Raw genomic sequence first — 18,299 nt, 5'->3', positions numbered from 1 at the left:
AATGAGATTGGAAAATTCATTAATTCAGCAATTTTACATTAGCTATAAACCGCTACTTTTCTCACTTGCCTATCAAATGACAGGGAGTGTGGATGATGCTGAAGATATTATTCACGATGTTTTTACTCAGCTAAAATCTTATGAGCTAAAGCATGAACAAAACACAAAAGCCTTTCTCTGTAAGTTAGTAACAAACCGCTGCTTAGATTTACTAAAATCTTCGAGAAAGAAAAGAGAAATGTATGTTGGAACATGGTTACCTGAACCCTTTGTTTCAAACCAAAATCCAATGAACGAGGTCATGGAAGGAGAGCAAATCTCCATTGCGCTTCTGTTATTATTTGACTCCTTAAATCCAGTTGAGAGAGCGGTTTTTATCCTTAGAGAAATACTCGAATACGATTATAAAACAATCGCAAACATTGTCCAAAAATCAGAGAGTAACTGTCGGCAAATCTTGAGTAGAATAAAAAAAGAGCTACCGAACCTACAGGATGAGCTCGAAGGAACGGCTCCATCATCAGACCATGAAGAAACTGTCCTCGAATTCATATCAGCGTTTCAAAAAGGAGATATTACACATCTAATTGATTATTTAGAAGAAGATGTGATCTATTATGCAGATGGTGGCGGTAAACAAGTGGCGGCATTACGACCAATTTTAGGAAAAGAAAAAGTAATAAACTTCCTTTTGTTTCTTTCGAATAAGCAATTGAACGAAAATTATCAATTCTTTTTAAGTAAAGTAAATGGGCAAATAGGTTTCACCATAAAAGATCCAGAGGGATACACAGCAGTCGTGAGCTTTCATGTAATGAAAGGAAAAATAAAAGCGATTTACTATTTTGTTAATCCAGATAAACTGAAGTATGTAAAGTAAATATGACGATGCAGAAGCGGAAGATACGCATTGCTAAATGAAGAACGAGATGAAGTAGTTGGCTCGTTCTTTATTTGGTTAGGTATTCGTTTCAGGTTAAAACCTTACTAACCGAAGGCTCTGTTACAAAAAAACGATGAACGTTTTATTGGTTACTTGCATTCGTATGGAATTCATGAAAGATTAATAAGACGATACATATTTTATAAGAATAATATGTATCGTCCCTTCTACTTCTTCTATCATACTTTTCTTTTCCAAACGGCAATAATAATCAATATGGCAACCGTAAAGGCAAGTAAAGCGAGAAAAATCCCTGGTAATATAGCCCCTAACATAAGAGCGTTTAAAATTGGATCTTCTGCTTCAGGCTGACGTGCTATTCCTTCAACTGCCATTCCTGTAGCTGTTCCAATCCCTGTACCGATACCACCTAAAGCAATCATGGCGATGCCTGCACCTATGAAACCAAATACACTTAAAAAAACTTTGAACTTTTTACTTTCCATTAACTCACCTCCCAGTTAATTGTTTAATATAATCGTAAAATAGTACTTATTATTTAGTATTCATCATCAACTACTAAGGTGTGGACTTTGTCCAAGAAAACATGTTAGGAGTGGAAAGCTTTATAAGCCTCTATTGTAAATCAGTAGAGGAGGTGCTTTTTCTATGAGTGAGGAGAGAAGAAGACGAACGAAAGAAATGAGCCAAGAAGCGTTCAAGAGAAGCGCAAAGGTGGCGCAAGGATTTAGGCTTTAAGAAACCCAAAGCAATAGGCGGAGTATCTATTAAAAGAGATTTAGGAATGGGTATATGCTTGACGTGCAAGGTGAACTTAATCAATCTTCATAGAACAATACAAAGTTGATCTTCTACCATATGGATAAGCTTCTTTTTGTAAAATAAATAGATAAAGTGATATAAAAAGAAGGGAAGAGCATATGAATACAATAGAGAACAACCTATCCACATGAACATGGGCAATAAGAAAGGGAATTGAAAAATAACAATTCACGGAAAAAATTTAAAGTTAGGTGTGAGATTTATCCAAATAAAGGTAAGGTATATGAATAGTATGAATAAAGCAATGTTTCAGGCTCATGGCATTAGTTATGAAAAGTACCTAAGCTGCTTTTCTACAAGACTGAGAATTGAGCGCAAAATGGATCAGGAGTATCAAACGATGAATGCGTATTTATCCCGTATTTTACTTCCTTCGATTGACCAACAAACACGAAAAGAAATAAAAGACTGAACAATCTATGGTCATTATTTACCTAGTAAAGGCATTACCTTCTCGTTGTAAAATATTAAACCTTAAATAGGATAGCTATGAAAAAGGGGAAGAACGACATTCTATAATACGAGCGTTTCGAATTAAAGAGTCTATTAGTTTAAAGGTACAGCCTATCGAACATGAAGATTTAAACACGAAAGTTCATTATACTTTAACAAGAGAAAAGAATTTTGGTTATAAAAAATAATTTGAAGCGAAGGATTCAATTGATCACAACAGGAAAAAAAAGCAGCACTTCACGTTGAAAAATCGAAGTAATTGAGGTTAAGAGAATCATGTCAACAAAGGTGTGTTTATCATCATTGAAAGAACGGTTTTTTAAAACTGAACTAAAACAATGTTTTTGGTAAATGATTCACCTCATGAGCTACATGTATACCTGACTCAATGGCACCTTGAATCCAACCGTGAGTAGATGAGGCATGCTCTCCGGCAAAATGAACTCTTCCTTCAGGAGTAGAGATAAACGGGGAGAGTTCCATCGCCTGTTCAGGCTTGAATAAAGCAGAAGCACCTGCAGCATAGGGACATCGACTCCAACTGTGACTAGCTCCTGTTAAAAATTCTCGGTAAACCTGTTTTCCATGTATAGGGATTAAATTTTTTAATGCGGATGCCAAGCGTTCTCCATCCTCTAAACTATTCCAAGGGATATCATCATCACCCCATGTATAACTAGCTAGAACAATACCTGGACCACCTTTACCGATACCAAGGCTCGGGTATTTTACATATTTAATTGGAAGATCCGTTACTGTTCGACCTCCATATAGTCCTTCTTTCTCCCAGAACCTATGTTTAAACTGAATACCAACCTTCGTAGCAGCTACATAATGAAGCTCCCGTATGGCTTTCCATTTAGAAAGAGAAAAGGAGTCATACGGTTCAACCTCAACAAGTTTTAATACAGAGAAGGGAATGGCCATAATAGCAAGGTCACCTGTAATTTGAGAGGGCTCCAAAATCTTTGTGTGTAGCGAATGAATCGTTACTTGATTGTCATGCTGCACAATTTTTGTTAGCTTTTGCCTGAAATGAATATCATTCTTTAATTGAGAGAGAAAGGCTTTTGGTAGCTGATCGTTCCCGTTTGGGATCGTATAGAAATTACTATTCGGATCAGCAATTAGGAGTATTTCCTTTATCATTTCTAGGAAGGAAAGGTCTAGAAACCCTTCTATGGAGAGAAGTACTTTAATCATATCGATTGCACCAGAAGATAACTGTACTCCAAATGGATTGTATCTTAAAAACGTGTCTGTTGAGTATTTATCAAATTCCTTTAGGACCCATGGCCAATTTTTTTTCGGGTTTACGTTAATATAATCAATCACTGGCTTCGTTGCTGCATGTAGCAACTCTAAAGCGGTTTTCCCTCGTTCGTGTGGAGCAACTGGAAAGCCTAACATATCAGGGTTCTGCTCATAAATCTTGAAACGAGTTTTAATTCCTCTTACATACAACATATCGTTTAATGTCATATTAATTGAGTTTTCAAGCGGAAGTTGAAACTTTTTTATATATTCCAATGTTAATAAATGTGTGTCTGGAATGCGCATCGCTCCAGCCTCAAGATGCTGCCCTTCTCTAAAAGGCGCACGCATCGTATAGACACGTCCTCCTACCCGTTCAGAGGCTTCTAGAATGGTAACATGATGTCCAGCTTGCTTTAATAAGGAGGCTGATACAAGTCCTGCCATCCCCGCACCTACAATGATTATTTTTTTCGGAACTTGCGTTTTCTCAAGTCCTTTTTTAATGATGGAAATCATATGATCCATTGGTAATTCAGGCACGATATAGCTTGACATGCTATTCCTCCTTTACATAAATGGTATTCTTTACGTAAACAGGTCAAAACTGTCTTACCATGATTTTATTCAACGGGAATAATGTGTATGCAACGTGGGGGGAGAGGTTCTCTTAATCCATGAGCGATTATTCTTTATGTGAATAAAAGTTTATATAGGTGTTTGCGTAATGAGATAGTGAAATGTTAACTGAAGCCTATTACGAAATCGTCTTTAACTTCAATTTAGCTAACGAAGGAGGGAGGTAGAGGGAGAAAACAGATAGGCACTAAATAAAAAAGATTAGATCTAATAAATGACAAGTTGAAACCTCATCTTAATAGACAATCACCAAGAATTTTTTACTACTTGAATAGCCATGAAGTCGATAGCATAAGAATTACATCCACTTGTATGTCATTTACTTACAAAACTACACCAGAAAAAAAGCTGTATGCTGAGAGCTAATGCGTTAGTACTAGTATGACAGACTTAAAGAATGTATTTATAATAAGGAGTAGTTATTTTCTTTTTATAAAAGTTTATGTCGGTGTATTTAAATGAATATCAAAGTGGAGATTGGAGAAGGGTTATGGCAAAGAAGTCAGAAAAAACTTTGAGTGGACTCAAATTAAATTTTTTTCAATGGACAAAGAATGAAATCAGGGTAACAATACAAAATCCACACGAAGGAAAGAAAGCTCTAATTACTAGCGTTGAACATACAGATAGGCATCATGGAAAGAATAAGGCGAGAACACATAACAATATTTTCACCTATTTTAGAGAAGTGCTTCAGGCAAACGGAAAATGGAAAGAAATCGAAGAATCTACTCTTGGGAAAAAGAGAAACCTATCGGACAAAAGTGAAATAGATCTTGACAATAAATATGGATTTATCTATATTACTACAAACCTTGTAAATGGAATGAAATATGTTAGAAAGCATTCAAGAAATGATGAGACTTACCTAGGAAGTGGCGTTCGGCTAAAGGAAGCCATTGAAAAATTTGGTGAAGCTAACTTTGAAAGAGAAATTATTGCGTATGCCTATACTGAAGAGCAATTAAACACACTAGAAAAAATGTACATTGATACTTTTAATGCTGTTGAGAATCCAATGTTTTATAATTGTGCTCCAGGCGGAAACGGCTGGTACGAAGAACTACGTTAACAATACACTCATTTCTCCACCAAAAGTATGAACTACTATTCCTTCTTTTGAACAATGTATGAAATGTACTCGCTTTATATAATGATGATGTACATATAACATATTGAATTAAAGGAGGCATTCATATGCAAGGTTCAGTTCAGTTTCGAATTGCAAGACCCACAGACAATTTTGAACAGGTAATTAAATTTTATGAAGAAGGATTAGGACTAAAAAGAATTGGTAGTTTTCAAAATCATGATGGGTATGATGGGGTAATGTTTGGACTACCTGATGTCAAATACCATCTAGAATTCACCCGCCACATTTCTGGGAGTCCATGTCCTGCACCAACTAAGGATAATTTACTTGTATTTTACATCCCTGAAATCAATGAAATAAACAAAATCAGTAGTAGACTAAGCTTATTAGGCTATCAAGAGGTTTCCCCAGAAAATCCATATTGGAAGGAGAAGGGGATGACAATCGAGGATCCCGATGGCTGGAGAATTGTCCTCATGAATTCATCAGGGTTGTCAAGTTAGTTTTAGATTCGTGTCGATTTTCTATTAGTGCATGTCGATTAAGAGCTTAATACCGATTACTATGCTAATTAATCATGCAATTTTAATTTCAGGGAGACAGTTGAAAACTAAATGCTAATGAAGGATTTAACCTAAAGATATATTGCTACATAGACATACCGATTTACGCTTTTGGCTGAAATTAGTCAAAGGCTTTTTTACAAAGGAAAAAGAAAAGAGTCAGTCGCTTGTAAGGATAATGAAAATGAGTTGCTTTATGTTCGAATTTTTAGTCTTTATCAAATAAAGGACGTACCGAGTACCATTTAAAGGACATATTGACCTGTTTGTCGTTAATAAATCGTCTTTAACAAAAACCTTTCTATGTGTTCGAGCTTGACAAGAGAAGGTGAAAAAAATATGATTAATTAATAAATAGTTAAACGTTTAACTATTTGGAGTAGGGTGTCTCGGATCGATAAATTGTCCAAACTTGACAAAAGGAGGCGAAGAAAAGTATGATGAATCGCAAACAGTTAATTAATTAACTATTTAGAAGGAGGGGATATATTATCGAGAAATGGATGCCTTTTGAACATCCTCTTTTATCGGTCAATGTGTTTCTGACACTTTATAAAACGGAACATCATTTGGTTCAACAATTGGAAGAACAACTAGGAAAGTTTGATCTGACGTTGGGACGGTGGTGTGTACTTGTTGCCCTAAAGTCTAGCGGGAGACCGATGGTTCCTTCCGAGTTAAGTGATGACCTTGCTGTGACAAGGGCGAATATAAGTAATTTATTAAATTCTCTTGAGAAGGCAGGCAGCATCCGTAGGGAGTTTGACCCGAATAATAGGAGAAGAATTCTAGTAAGTTTAACACCAGAGGGTGATAAACTCATTTCAAATGTATGGCCTGTATATGAACAGTCTATTACTCAAAATGTAGGCAATAAACTTACTCTGGAAGAACAGAGTCAATTGAAAAGTTTGTTGGAAAAGTTGTTTTAAATAGTATTAATTTCTGTCCTGTTATAAGGACAGCTTTCTATTTTAGTTAATTAATTAACTATTAATCAATAAATCTTTATAATTATTGTTGTTATCCTAAGGGTAAAAACATTGAAAATTAGCCAGAGGCTATCGAATGAGGGCTTGAGCAAACCAAAAGTCCATGATGGATTTGCTCCATCTGGTTAAAGATTAAGGTCTATTTTCTTAGAAACCTATTAAAGATAACTCCAAAGCGAGTATAAAGGGAATGGAAAATTCCTCAAGTGTTACAAAGACTAAATTTGTGAAAACGAAGGAGAAATGAATATGTTAAAAGACAAGGTAGCGATTATCACAGGTGGAGGGGCAGGTATTGGACTCGCAGCAGCTCAGTTGTTATCTGCAAGGGGAGCAAAGGTACTCATCACTGGGCGTCAAATTGGTCCACTGCAGAAGGTTGCAGCTAGTGATTCGAACATTAAGGCATTTGTAGCAGACGTCACTGATCCTGAGTCAGCACCCAAAACCGTTGCTGCGGCAATGGAATTTTGGGGGCGTCTAGACATCATCGTGAACAATGCGGGTAACGGCGTCATTCAACCACTAGCCAATGCGAATACCAAATCGATTAATGACATTTTTGCTGTTAATGTAGCTGGGCCCACAATGCTTGCGTCAGCAGCCATCCCATACCTAGAAGAAACAAAAGGTTCAATAATTAATCTATCTAGCACATATGGAAGTAAAGCTGCTGCAGGCTTATCCCTATATGGGGCAAGTAAGGCTGCTGTTGAGCATCTCACACGCTGCTGGGCTCTTGAGCTTGCTCCGAAGGGGATTCGCGTTAATGCGGTGGCGAGTGGGCCAGTTGAAACTGCTTTCCTCAGAGAGCGTATGGGTCTTACAGAAGATCAGATTACTGAAGTAAAGGAACAGGAGCGTCAAATTATTCCACTGGGACGACGCGGCGAGACAGATGACGTAGCACGGTGGATTGTGAATTTAGCTGACCCAGATTCGGATTGGCTTACAGGGCAAATCATCGGTGTAGACGGAGGGCTCGCTATATCTTAAGCTTCATAGTCCGTTAGATTAACTTCAAATGCAGGAGGAGTAAAGTATGGTAATGTATCATGGCCTATTTTTTGGGGATGATTCGTTGCTGCACTAGGAAGCCTAAAACGTTAATCAGTTTTAGGCTTCAATATTGCTTCCATTTTATATTTGATCGTTTCTGGTTTATGGGAGAGGTGTTAACGTTATGATTAACTTGCGTCATATGCAATGTCAATTAGACGTTTAGCCTTTTCGATATCCTCATCGCTTGCAATCACGACCTCTAAGTTGCCAGTACCATAATGCCCAATATTCCGAACATCGCGAGTAAAACCATTTTCTATTTTTATACTATCTGGATCAATTTTTAAGTATAACAGTATCTTTCCCGCTTGTGGGTGAACTTCAAGGCACACAAAGTTTTTAATACGTTTAAACGCTATGTAATTCTTAAGAATCTTTATTTGAACATCATCCCCTAAAGCCAACATATACGCCTTTAATGTTTCATATCTATCCGTAATTTGTATAGTAGCTTGCTCCAAATAATCGGAAACCGTTTTCCCCCTAGTATTACGATTAGTTGCGGTAGTAGTGGGGAGGTCATTCTGTTTATATACCGTCTGTGCTGTAGTGGCGTTAACTAATTCAAGTAATAATAGACCATCATTATAATACTTATAAACGTATAGCTCTATGTTTCTATTAATCTGTGCTACTGCATGCTCGTCAAACTTAGTAAAACCGCCAGCAATACACAACAAACGCGGACTACTCCAGTCAATGGCATCCGATACTTCTGAACCAAATCTACGCATTACCATTAACTCAAACTCCGCTTTATGGTCGAGTAGCCAATCTAAATAAAATAAGCCTTGCGTAACAACGTTTTCGTTTACAGCCCGTTTATATTCAATGATGACTGGTGAATTGTTTTCGTCAATGCCTAATGTATCAATCCTGCCGGCGTGTTTTTTACCCGTACTATATTCAGAGGCTAGAAACCGCACACCTAAAAACGTATCCAAATGTCGTTCTAGTGTATTTTGTAACGATTTTTCAACCGTTACGGCTTGACCTGTTAGTTCTTCGACGCTGTTATCGTCTAAACGGAATAGCTTAATATCGCCCAACTCATTTCCCTCCTTGTATTTAGTATAGCATTACTTACTTCTAAATTCTTCCTATTAGAATATTAGTTGAATTAAAACACATGATAGAACCATTTAGAAAGCTTCTTCTTGAAGTTTATCAAAGCTATGAAGATGATTACCTGCTTATTCTATTTGAATCTGCTATGGAGGAATGTACTATATTGGAGAATTTTATTGATGGAGTATAGTATAATAAACCTTTATTACACATATGCAATTACGCTAGTCTTTTGAGTAAAAACCTTACTATAAACAGTTATTTGTATAAAAGTATCTGAATCATTACTTATTTGGCCAAGTTTCTATACTATTTAACATGAAAGGGTGTTCAAATTGAAACGATTTCATTTTCCAGACAAGATTGAATTTGAAGATATCCTACCAGCTAACTATTCAGATTGGGGTAATGACGCGCTTCTTTTCAGAGTAAATAGAGGAAATGGAAAATTGACTACTAGATTTGGAAGTGATAAAAGCGGTAAGTCACATAGCTTTTTATTGTTAGAAGATAAACCGTTGATTAATAGTTATGGAGATGAGTTACACTGTCCAACTTGTGCCAAGCTATTAAGTATTGGGTTAGGGAGAGAGAATATAAATAATAGCGTTATTCATTCGATTAAACATTCACAAGAGGTGGGAAGGGATATTTCAACGATTTTCAATAATGTTAAACCGATGCTATCCATTTTAGAAGACGGGTACTATTTCTTGACACGAATTGAAATGATACCTACTGATGGTCAAGGTAACTTTTTTTGGAACTTAACAAGTAGAAAAGAGTATTATCATGCAACGGTTGATTATTTATACTATAAATTTCATCATAGATCAGTAACACCCAAATTCATTTTGCCCTCTCAAAGTAAAAGTTGTTATAACGAAAAAAGAGTTAAACACTATATAAATCAGATTGAAAAAGGGAAGTCGATGACAGGATTAGCCTATTACTATGATGGATTTATGAGCACGTTATTAGACGGACACCATAGAGCAACCGCAGCATATATTAAAAATAAATCAATTGATTGTTTAACCATTATAAAAGTTTCTAACTATGGAATAAACCCTCAAAATAAACCTGATGAACTATATGCAGGTGGGAGGTGGTATGCCAGCAATTTATTCAAAAAACCAGAAAGAATTTTTAACTATCTTAAAAAGATACATGATAATCAAAATGCTGAACTTAAAGATACAGAGGTTGAAAGAATTTTAAGAGATTGTGAAGATGTATGGAAATTAGAAGAGGTTGAAGGGTCTTCAATAGATTTTGACTCCATAAAATCGCATTATCCTGACTATTTATCCATTGCTCTTTCAGATCTTGTTGAGGATGTATCCGACTCACATATTAATAATCTTCTATCTAGGTACGATGACGAAGCTGAATTAAAATTGGAAATGATTTTAAAGAAGTTCCAGCGTGATGATCCTGAAAGGGCATTTGAACTGTCTAAAAAGATTATTAAGGATATGAATTGGAAGGTATTATTTGAGGATGCATTTCGTTGTTTAGCTTCATTTGATAGAACGGAAGTAGAAGATATATTTATTAACTATCTAATAGATACAGAACTTGATAAAAAGGATGTTTGCAGAAAAATAGCAGATGAGTATTTAAATAATCGCTGAAGTAATTATTTTTATTTCGCTTTCAAAAGAATAATGAATGGACACCAATTAACCTTTGATCAAATAGTAAGTGAGAAGTAGTGATTCTAACTTTACACATATTCAAATCCCAACACCAAGAGTATTAGTTACCTCGAATGCAATTAGTATGATAAATCCTATAAATACTCGTTTATAATAAAGATTAAGAGAACCCAGAAGGGAGTTAATGAGGTGAGTTGTAATGCTTGAAGATTTAGATGCTGCAATTTCAAAGTTAAGTTATGAGACAGACGTGGATTTACACCTTGTTGGTTTTAAGGTGAATTTGGACACGCTTACCATTGATATTAATCTAACATATTATGATGATAATGAAATTCAAGAGCAGTGGCAAATTGTTTGTGATGACTTCAGAACTCATACACTTAAATACGAAGTGTTTGTAGAATGTAAGGTATTCAATGAGCATGAATTGTTATGGAATTATAACAAAGAATGGTGTGAGGTATTCTTTGATGGTAGACCAGATTCTACTAAAGAAGTAATGGGAGAACTTCTAAAAACTCATTTTGACAATACTAAAGGGAACATACCATTTGGTAAATACATAAATGGTCGAGTTGATAAGCTTCTAGAAGGGGAATTTGGACTTTTTGCAACAGGCCCAATTAACCTAATGGATTCCTATAGAAATGTCTTAACTATGTACGGTTTTAAAACAACTGTGTTGCCACTTCACTATAGAAACAGTCGGGAATATAGCACAGATTATAAACTGTTAGAGATGGGTGATTCCTATATTGTTGCAAAGGGCTTTTCAGCTAATAAGATTGAAAGGAAATACTAATAATTTTGTACTAAAGCTATCCAGGCGTTTTCTGTAAGAATTCACTTTCAATATGAAAAGTTTGAGGTAGAAATATTATTCTGCTTAATTTCTTTTAAACAATTGGTAAAAATACAAGTAATGAAGGTGTAAGAAACAGAATAGGGATGAGCCATAATCATACCCAAAGCATATAATTAAATACTTTAGGAACCTTTTTATTTCAAGTTTCCGTGTCGTTAAAGAGGGAGTAGGACGATAAGTAAAGAGTATTGTTTCCTTATTATTATTTTTTCTAGTTTACATAATATATATTATAGAAAGTCGATTTTAAAATCGTAATTTTGTCTCATTTCAAAAGTATACTATTAATAATGAGACAAAATTTGTTTTTTTGAAATATTGATTAGTTGTACAGATTAATTTATTTTTACATAACAAATAACTCGTTGATCGTTTTTATATATCAGTGACAGTTATTTTATTATTTATACTTTTACTATTAAATTCATTAATTGTATCACTTTAAGTCATTATTTTTACTCGTCTATACGCATTACCTTGTGTTTCATTCTATTCGTTAGTTTACATAATACTGTTCGAATTTTACGTTTTCTTCCATTAAATAATAATTTCGTTAGTAACTCTCGAACACTTCAACAGTCTAAATATAATAACAAATCCTTAGCTATATTTTCGTCAAAATCTGCTTGTCCCCCCTCCTACTAAGTAAAAAAGCATCCTAGAAGATGCTCATCGTGTTGATTAATTACAAAGTCGTTTTGATTCTTAAAGTAGTTGCAAAAAAATAGGATTTATAAGAGGACTTTTAATAGTAAAAAAGGTCAATATCACAGTAATAAAATTGAGATATTGACCTTTCTACGTTACTTGAATGTGAAATTAGTTCAATCTATATAGAGCCCTTTATACTATTCATATGTTCTCTCGTACTCTTCAATAAATTGTTGTACTTCTTTTAAATCAGATGATATAAATAGCTGATTTTCTCCCTTATAAACTCCTATCAATGGGTATTCAGGAAAAACCGGTAATTTAGTACCAAAATCATTTTTGACCCTATCTAATGACGTATAACCTGATGTATCTATGGAAGAATAATTCCATAGCTCTTCTATTAATTCAAAATGCTCCTCTATATGCTCTCCAGCATCATCATATTTTTCCTCTTTATAAATAACCAAAATACTCAAAGTGCCAGCATAGCTAGGACGTTTGTATTCTTGTTGCTTAGGGCTACTTTTTCCGAATAACTTGCTCAATAATGACATGAACTGGACTCCCTTCAATAAATCATAACTTCAGTGATATACGTTTTAACTGATATTAGCCTACACACAAAGTAGTTCAAAAAGGAACAAATATCGTTATTATTTTATTTTGTTTAGAATTATTTAACTCGGGATTCCTCTTTATATTTGAGTAGGTAGATCGCGTAAGAAATAATCATTATTAAACTGACTGCTACACATATCGCTAATATGAAAGTTCCTGCGAAGCCAATCCAACCTGTAGTAAATATGATAAAAAGGAACTGAAAATAAAAACCAAGCAGTACGATAGCTATAGGTACATTAAATGGGAATAATCGCTTCCAGCCGATTACTAATAATGCTGAAAGAAAAAGTAAAATGATTAGGAATGAAGTTGAAAAACCACTCATACCAAAATCTATGCGTGATTGAGGTCCATCTAAGGATGAGCTCGTTACGGTATTAATCGTCTGATTGTATGAGAAAAGTACAAATATTACTACTAGAGTCGCAAATACAACCCAGTTGATTTTTTGCAGCTGCTTCTTATTCTCCACTTTCCTCCCCCTTATGAAAAAAGGTATATACCATTTTTATAAGATAATCTTAACAAAAAATAACAATTATTCTATATTACTTATGTACTAATAGGATTAATAGTAGCGAGGTACTATTCTCTTAATTTTCACTCATACCGAAGGGCGCTCATAAATCTTACTCCCCCGAATAGTATGAATACGCTGCTGAAAGGTTACCTTGGATGCCTTTTATACCTTTCCAGTCTTTATACTTGCTGGGAGTCTCTACATTTTCAACAAAGGATTCTAATGGAACCTTATTTGCAATTGCCTCCTTTGAGCTTTTAATTAAAAATGATAGATACTCTTCTAACGTATATAGTATGTCACGATTTCCTACGTTACCATGACCAGGAATAAAGGTTTCAATATCCATTTGCTTCACTTTATCCAAGATCAATTGAAATTCTTCAGGATTATAAATAGGTAAATGTAAATCTTCTGTAACTACATCACCCATAAACCCGATTTTTTCAAGCGGTAAATACATAAATGTATCGCTTGGGGAATGTCCTCCACCAAAACAGTGTAATTCAACCTTTCTCTTTGTTCCTTCTATAATCAGCTTTTCGTCAAATATAACGTGTGGTAATACAATTTTCATAATAGGTAAGTCATTCAGTACTTTTGTCATTTCATTCAACTGGTTTTCTAAACTAGCCTTCATAATTCTGTCTTGATTCTTCTGGATTTGATCTTTGAGGCTCTTTAAATATACTTGCATCTCTTCTATTTCTTTCGCTACATCATCCATTTTGTTTTTTTCTTCTATCCATTTCCTGGTCAAAGAAGTAGAAATAATGGTTGTATCAATAAATGCCTGATTTCCAAAAGTGTGATCACCGTGGTAATGACTGTTGATGAGGTACTTAACCTTTTTTCCTGTCATGTCTTCAGCTTGCCTTCTTAATTCATATCCAGCTGAAGGAGTAGAAAATGAATCAAAAATTAATAATGCTTCACCGAGGTCTACGATACCTGCGTTACTCCATGCACCTTGACCAGGTTTAGATATTGCAGCATACACTCCGTCACTTAAAGAGTACAAAATAAATTGTTCAGATTCCTTTATCAAGTTTTTCACGGCTCTCCCCCCTCTTTGTTCTCAAAACAAGAAAATAATTCATTTATACGTTTTATAAATACTAATAAAATAAAGAATGGACACTTTTTTTTATTCTTGAAGAATCGAATTGCCTGCTGGCTACATCCATTGCTTCGTATTAAATATTTCTCGGTATAACTTAAACTTGAAGTAATGATAAGCTGAATCAGCTATATTTTCTTCCGTTTTATTTTGACTAAATCCTAATTTAAATTCATCAGCGTAGTAACCTTATCCTCTGAGATATATCCTTAGTGAGAAATTAGATTTATTACTAATTATCAGGCGTTTTTCTGTCATTACCGTTTTACGAATAGAAACATATATTTTTACCGGATATTGTCCAAACTACGTTTGTTAAAGTTAATACTATAGACACTTAATATTGAATCAGGTAGATTTTCTTCTAAATAATTTTTTACCTCTTCTTCACTTTCCCTTTCATCAATATCAATCCAAATTTCATGATCTTGTTTAATCGCTTGTACAGCAAATACATAATCATAACTATCAATTACGTATTCCAAAACTGGCGTAAAAATATCGCTATCCTTGGTAGGGGCACTGAATTTCTCGTTACCATAATTAGCATTACTGTCGATTAACAAAAATAACAAAATAGCAGTTACACTAACTAAGGAAAAAATAATTTTCTTAATATTAATCTCCTCCTGTTAATCGTAATTATATACATTTGATAGATTTATTCATCAGATTCAAAATACCATTTAATTCCTTATATGTCTACACAATTCAATTTGAATTTAAAAAAGCTCAATTCCCAAATATACTAATTCTATGATGTTCCTTTATTCCTTCAAAAGACCATAAACAGTTCTGGTTCCCTATCAGGACCTTCCTTCATTTGACTTCATGAACTTAATGGCCTTTGATACAATAACTGGTAAGACTATAATTATTACGGTATTTTTTCATTTACTATGTTTACACTCTCGGCCCTTTTGAAGCTTTATTCTGAGTCTGTTATCCTATCTCCCTTTCTATTACCATGAAGACCTTTTTGGAAGGCATTAAGGTATCTTAATGAAGAACCTTTCAATCCTATGGGATCATATTGCTAGACGCATTTCAATTGATTAGGAGAATGATATGCTTTGTGCTTTATATCAATAAGAGCCAATAAAGTGAAACGAACATGGAACAAATTCGTCAAATAAATTAAGGAGGGACTATTATTTTGAAATTAAAACACATTTTTATTGTGGTTTTAACAAGCGCTATCCTTTTACTAATGGGTTGCTCAAATACTGGAATCAAGGAAAAAGACAGTGAATTTCCTCCAACTATGACAGGACAAGTGATTATTAACGGAATGGAATACCAAATTGAAGATGGCAGTTATCGATGGGAGAGAAAAAAAGGCTTAGGAACTGAAGTTGTACAAACAGATTACATATCTCCATATCAAATGGCAGATAAATTAGAATTAATTAGTGTAAGTCCTAATGAAAAAGTTGATATTCGGATTGAAGAAAATCCTGATATTAAAGTGTATTTATGGAATGAAGAAGGAAGGGAAAAAGAAATTAAACATAATTCTAATGAATTCACTCTTCCTGCAAATAAAGGTACGTATATTTATGAAGTCTTAGCAGAATGGACGAATGGTGAGGTTTCCTATACGTTTGTTGTCGATATACGATAATGGCAAGGAGAAACATCATAAGCCTTTTATTCCTGAGGACTATGCCTTTGTTTCGATTGGAATAAACAGTCTTGATATCCTTTTATTAAATATACGTTCAATCGATACGGAGCAGCCCTATTAAACTCTTATTATCTAACCAATACTACCTTATTAAAGTCCAATTAAAAAGTTTAATAGGTTTATTCTTATGTTGATACCTCCTTCTGACTGATTACTCAAGTGCTTTATTTCCATCTACAACATTACGAGCACTTTATTTCGTTTTAACAAAATAGACGTGTAAGTGACTTATACGAAGAAAGAGGACCACAAACGCTGTTGTGGCCCTCTTTCTTCGTTAAGTCCTAACTTCATTATCTAGTTGACGCTTGCAGTGGGCTCCAGTTCATTTTTTTAAGCTTCCACTTGCCCTTTTCGAAATACCACTCAGACTGTGCGACCCCAATCGAATCAGCATGATAAGCCCCACTAATGAGCTGTGTTCCTTTTAAACCTTTGCCTGTTTCGTTATCTATGTTGACGACTTCTAGTGATGTAAAGGGAGCAATCATAAGTCTCGTTGGTTTTACAAGCGTTCCATTTTCATATAGGTTTAATAAATCGTAATTCTTTTTCCGGTCCATTAAGTTTATTTGATACGACTTGCCCGTTTCTTTAAAGGTGACGACAGCTTGATAGTCTTGTTTAAACTTTCCAACAATCGTTAAAGGGTCTGGAACGGCTAAATCTTCGACCGTTTCTGATTTTGTTGAATGAGCTGCGTAATGATATATTCCTCCGTTACCACCTGTTGCACTAGAATAAAAGACATCGAGCACTTGATCATGGTTTAAATCAACAAATTGCAGTGTAGGGTTATAGCCTGAATCATAATCCATTCGAAGCTTCTGTCCGTCTTTCGTTTGGACAATGGACCAAACCTTTTGAAAGTATGGACTATCTTCATCATAAGGCGTTCCATAAAGCGTGATGACGTTTTTATGGCCGTCACCTGTTACATCCTTCTGCCACGATTCTATCACGATCTCACCTGTTTGTTGCTGTATTTCAAACGTATTGGCTCCGACAACAACATTTAGTGACATAAGGAAAAATGCTACAAAAGCAAAGAGTAGTTCTTTATGCATGTAAGCTCTCTCCTTCTTGAAGTTCGTTTCTGTTATATTCTCCAAGAAAGGAAGTATTATGTAATAATAGCAATTATTTATTTATGTGAAAGTGGGAGCTGAATCGTTACGGTCGTTCCCTTATTTTTTTCACTCGAGAATGACATAAATCCTTTATGGTTACGGAGGATATATTCACACATCATTAGCCCTAAACCATTGCCTTGCTCTTTTGAAGTATAGAAGGGGCGTCCAATTTGATTTAACTCTTCTTTCGTTAACCCGCATCCTTCATCCTTAATTTTCACTTGACAGGCTTCTTCTAATTGAGTGACTGAAATCTCAATGACTCCTTTTTTCATCATCGCTTCGATTGCATTTTTGACAAAATTGATCATCACTTGCTTTATTTGATAAGGATCACCATTTATGTACACGGGTGTTTCATGAAAATCACTTCGAAATTGTACTTGCTGTTTGAACGCCTCAGTATCTAAAAGCATTAATGTATCACGAATGATTTGTTGAATATCAAAGCGCATGACTTCTTTTTTGGATGGCTTTGCAAGTAGCATTAATTCATTTGTGGTCAGTTCAATTCGTTCAATTTCTGTTTTCATGATTTGTAAATAGATAGGATCTTGTATCCCGGAAATCATTAAGTCTAAAAACCCTTTAAGCGATGTAAGTGGATTCCGAATATCGTGAGCTATTCCAGCAGCCAGTTTCCCAATAGCAGCGAGCTTTTCATTTTGAATTAATGCATCTTCCATTTGCTTTCGTTTCGTAATTTCTCGTGAAAGGATGACATACTCGCGTATGGTAGCAGATGGTACGATAATAAATAACGACTCAACCCAAATTTCAACATTCGAATGCGTAATCATTCGATATTGAATAAACGAGTAACGTTGATAATTTTGCGTTTCATTGATCATCCAGTCATGCCAGTCTTCAGGATGAATCAAATAGTTGCAATGTTTATCTCCAAAGAAAGTTGGTGGATAGCCTAAGAGCCTTTCTATATTGGGTGAAACATATTTGTAAATCCCGTTTTCATCTAATATCGTTAATACTATATTTTCATCTGCTTCTGCTAAAGACGAAATAAAAAACTCTTTAACACTTGTTGGGTCTTTAGTAGTGGTTAATTGGCGTTCCAAATAGACTCATCTCCCTAAAACTCTGAAAATTCCAACTTAATTCTATCGTATCATAATTCAATGTAATTTCATCCTTTTTTTTACATAGAACGGCCTTTTTTTTGTATAT

Annotated in this window: 18 protein-coding genes; 9 read left to right on the top strand and 9 right to left on the bottom strand. The window is 34.7% G+C overall.

Annotated elements, in window-relative coordinates:
- The first annotated feature begins 7 nt into the window (after nt 1-7).
- Complete coding sequence (gene sigJ, locus WAK64_RS19675; RefSeq protein WP_336588718.1) at nt 8-880, top strand: RNA polymerase sigma factor SigJ; 873 nt, start codon at nt 8-10, stop codon at nt 878-880.
- 242 nt (nt 881-1,122) lie between these two features.
- Here sigJ and WAK64_RS19670 read toward each other — a convergent pair whose 3' ends face one another.
- Complete coding sequence (locus tag WAK64_RS19670; protein WP_336588717.1) at nt 1,123-1,389, bottom strand: ATP synthase subunit c family protein; 267 nt, start codon at nt 1,387-1,389, stop codon at nt 1,123-1,125.
- 569 nt (nt 1,390-1,958) lie between these two features.
- On the opposite strand from WAK64_RS19670, the gene WAK64_RS19665 reads away from it, so the two are divergent.
- Entirely contained in the window at nt 1,959-2,138 is a 180-nt protein-coding gene (locus WAK64_RS19665; protein ID WP_336588716.1) for a YuzK family famiily protein, read from the top strand.
- Between the two features lie 371 nt (nt 2,139-2,509).
- Here the strand turns inward: WAK64_RS19665 and WAK64_RS19660 are convergent, their stop codons facing one another.
- Nucleotides 2,510-3,991 carry a flavin monoamine oxidase family protein gene (locus WAK64_RS19660; RefSeq protein WP_336588715.1) on the bottom strand — a complete coding sequence of 494 codons (1,482 nt, stop codon included), beginning with the start codon at nt 3,989-3,991 and terminating at the stop codon, nt 2,510-2,512.
- A 571-nt stretch (nt 3,992-4,562) separates the two neighbouring features.
- Here WAK64_RS19660 and WAK64_RS19655 point away from each other — a divergent pair.
- The 4 genes from WAK64_RS19655 (at nt 4,563) to WAK64_RS19640 (ending at nt 7,716) form a co-directional block, all read left to right on the top strand.
- Nucleotides 4,563-5,144: a GIY-YIG nuclease family protein gene (locus tag WAK64_RS19655; protein ID WP_336588713.1), complete on the top strand. Its 582-nt coding sequence runs from the start codon at nt 4,563-4,565 to the stop codon at nt 5,142-5,144.
- A 125-nt stretch (nt 5,145-5,269) separates the two neighbouring features.
- Nucleotides 5,270-5,668 (top strand): VOC family protein, encoded by a 399-nt coding sequence (locus WAK64_RS19650; protein ID WP_336588712.1) that lies wholly within the window; start codon nt 5,270-5,272, stop codon nt 5,666-5,668.
- Between the two features lie 563 nt (nt 5,669-6,231).
- A complete protein-coding gene (locus tag WAK64_RS19645; RefSeq protein ID WP_336588710.1) occupies nt 6,232-6,660 on the top strand; it encodes a MarR family winged helix-turn-helix transcriptional regulator in 429 nt (142 codons plus the stop codon).
- A gap of 309 nt (nt 6,661-6,969) precedes the next feature.
- Complete coding sequence (locus tag WAK64_RS19640) at nt 6,970-7,716, top strand: SDR family NAD(P)-dependent oxidoreductase (protein WP_336588708.1); 747 nt, start codon at nt 6,970-6,972, stop codon at nt 7,714-7,716.
- 191 nt (nt 7,717-7,907) lie between these two features.
- Here the strand turns inward: WAK64_RS19640 and WAK64_RS19635 are convergent, their stop codons facing one another.
- On the bottom strand, nt 7,908-8,831 hold the full coding sequence (locus WAK64_RS19635; RefSeq protein WP_336588706.1) for a DUF5655 domain-containing protein: 924 nt from the start codon (nt 8,829-8,831) through the stop codon (nt 7,908-7,910).
- Between the two features lie 354 nt (nt 8,832-9,185).
- On the opposite strand from WAK64_RS19635, the gene WAK64_RS19630 reads away from it, so the two are divergent.
- A complete protein-coding gene (locus WAK64_RS19630; protein ID WP_336588705.1) occupies nt 9,186-10,487 on the top strand; it encodes a hypothetical protein in 1,302 nt (433 codons plus the stop codon).
- A gap of 223 nt (nt 10,488-10,710) precedes the next feature.
- Entirely contained in the window at nt 10,711-11,316 is a 606-nt protein-coding gene (locus WAK64_RS19625; RefSeq protein WP_336588704.1) for a hypothetical protein, read from the top strand.
- Between the two features lie 911 nt (nt 11,317-12,227).
- Here the strand turns inward: WAK64_RS19625 and WAK64_RS19620 are convergent.
- The 4 genes from WAK64_RS19620 to WAK64_RS19605 all read right to left on the bottom strand — a co-directional run bounded on the left by WAK64_RS19620 (nt 12,228) and on the right by WAK64_RS19605 (nt 14,869).
- Nucleotides 12,228-12,587 (bottom strand): hypothetical protein, encoded by a 360-nt coding sequence (locus WAK64_RS19620; protein WP_336588703.1) that lies wholly within the window; start codon nt 12,585-12,587, stop codon nt 12,228-12,230.
- Between the two features lie 119 nt (nt 12,588-12,706).
- A complete protein-coding gene (locus WAK64_RS19615; protein ID WP_336588702.1) occupies nt 12,707-13,126 on the bottom strand; it encodes a hypothetical protein in 420 nt (139 codons plus the stop codon).
- 157 nt (nt 13,127-13,283) lie between these two features.
- Entirely contained in the window at nt 13,284-14,231 is a 948-nt protein-coding gene (locus tag WAK64_RS19610) for an MBL fold metallo-hydrolase (protein WP_336588701.1), read from the bottom strand.
- Nucleotides 14,232-14,581: 350 nt separating this feature from the next.
- Nucleotides 14,582-14,869 (bottom strand): YolC/YozM family protein, encoded by a 288-nt coding sequence (locus WAK64_RS19605; RefSeq protein ID WP_336588700.1) that lies wholly within the window; start codon nt 14,867-14,869, stop codon nt 14,582-14,584.
- 581 nt (nt 14,870-15,450) lie between these two features.
- Here WAK64_RS19605 and WAK64_RS19600 point away from each other — a divergent pair.
- Nucleotides 15,451-15,918: a hypothetical protein gene (locus WAK64_RS19600; RefSeq protein ID WP_336588699.1), complete on the top strand. Its 468-nt coding sequence runs from the start codon at nt 15,451-15,453 to the stop codon at nt 15,916-15,918.
- Nucleotides 15,919-16,274: 356 nt separating this feature from the next.
- Here the strand turns inward: WAK64_RS19600 and WAK64_RS19595 are convergent, their stop codons facing one another.
- Together WAK64_RS19595 and WAK64_RS19590 are read right to left on the bottom strand one after the other, a co-directional pair.
- Nucleotides 16,275-17,048 (bottom strand): hypothetical protein, encoded by a 774-nt coding sequence (locus tag WAK64_RS19595; RefSeq protein ID WP_336588698.1) that lies wholly within the window; start codon nt 17,046-17,048, stop codon nt 16,275-16,277.
- 77 nt (nt 17,049-17,125) lie between these two features.
- On the bottom strand, nt 17,126-18,190 hold the full coding sequence (locus tag WAK64_RS19590; protein ID WP_336588697.1) for an ATP-binding protein: 1,065 nt from the start codon (nt 18,188-18,190) through the stop codon (nt 17,126-17,128).
- Nucleotides 18,191-18,299: the final 109 nt, after the last annotated feature.

This window comes from Bacillus spongiae (assembly GCF_037120725.1).
Classification (GTDB): Bacteria; Bacillota; Bacilli; order Bacillales; family Bacillaceae_K; genus Bacillus_CI; species Bacillus_CI spongiae.
This window is presented reverse-complemented; position numbering and strand designations above follow the sequence as displayed.

Bases quoted from the DNA above. Each gene is read 5' to 3' on its own strand.
- WAK64_RS19670 (WP_336588717.1), bottom strand. From the start codon at position 1,389: ATGGAAAGTAAAAAGTTCAAAGTTTTTTTAAGTGTATTTGGTTTCATA.
- WAK64_RS19665 (WP_336588716.1), top strand. From the start codon at position 1,959: ATGAATAAAGCAATGTTTCAGGCTCATGGCATTAGTTATGAAAAGTAC.
- WAK64_RS19660 (WP_336588715.1), bottom strand. From the start codon at position 3,991: ATGTCAAGCTATATCGTGCCTGAATTACCAATGGATCATATGATTTCC.
- WAK64_RS19655 (WP_336588713.1), top strand. From the start codon at position 4,563: ATGGCAAAGAAGTCAGAAAAAACTTTGAGTGGACTCAAATTAAATTTT.
- WAK64_RS19650 (WP_336588712.1), top strand. From the start codon at position 5,270: ATGCAAGGTTCAGTTCAGTTTCGAATTGCAAGACCCACAGACAATTTT.
- WAK64_RS19645 (WP_336588710.1), top strand. From the start codon at position 6,232: ATGCCTTTTGAACATCCTCTTTTATCGGTCAATGTGTTTCTGACACTT.
- WAK64_RS19640 (WP_336588708.1), top strand. From the start codon at position 6,970: ATGTTAAAAGACAAGGTAGCGATTATCACAGGTGGAGGGGCAGGTATT.
- WAK64_RS19625 (WP_336588704.1), top strand. From the start codon at position 10,711: ATGCTTGAAGATTTAGATGCTGCAATTTCAAAGTTAAGTTATGAGACA.
- WAK64_RS19620 (WP_336588703.1), bottom strand. From the start codon at position 12,587: ATGTCATTATTGAGCAAGTTATTCGGAAAAAGTAGCCCTAAGCAACAA.
- WAK64_RS19595 (WP_336588698.1), bottom strand. From the start codon at position 17,048: ATGCATAAAGAACTACTCTTTGCTTTTGTAGCATTTTTCCTTATGTCA.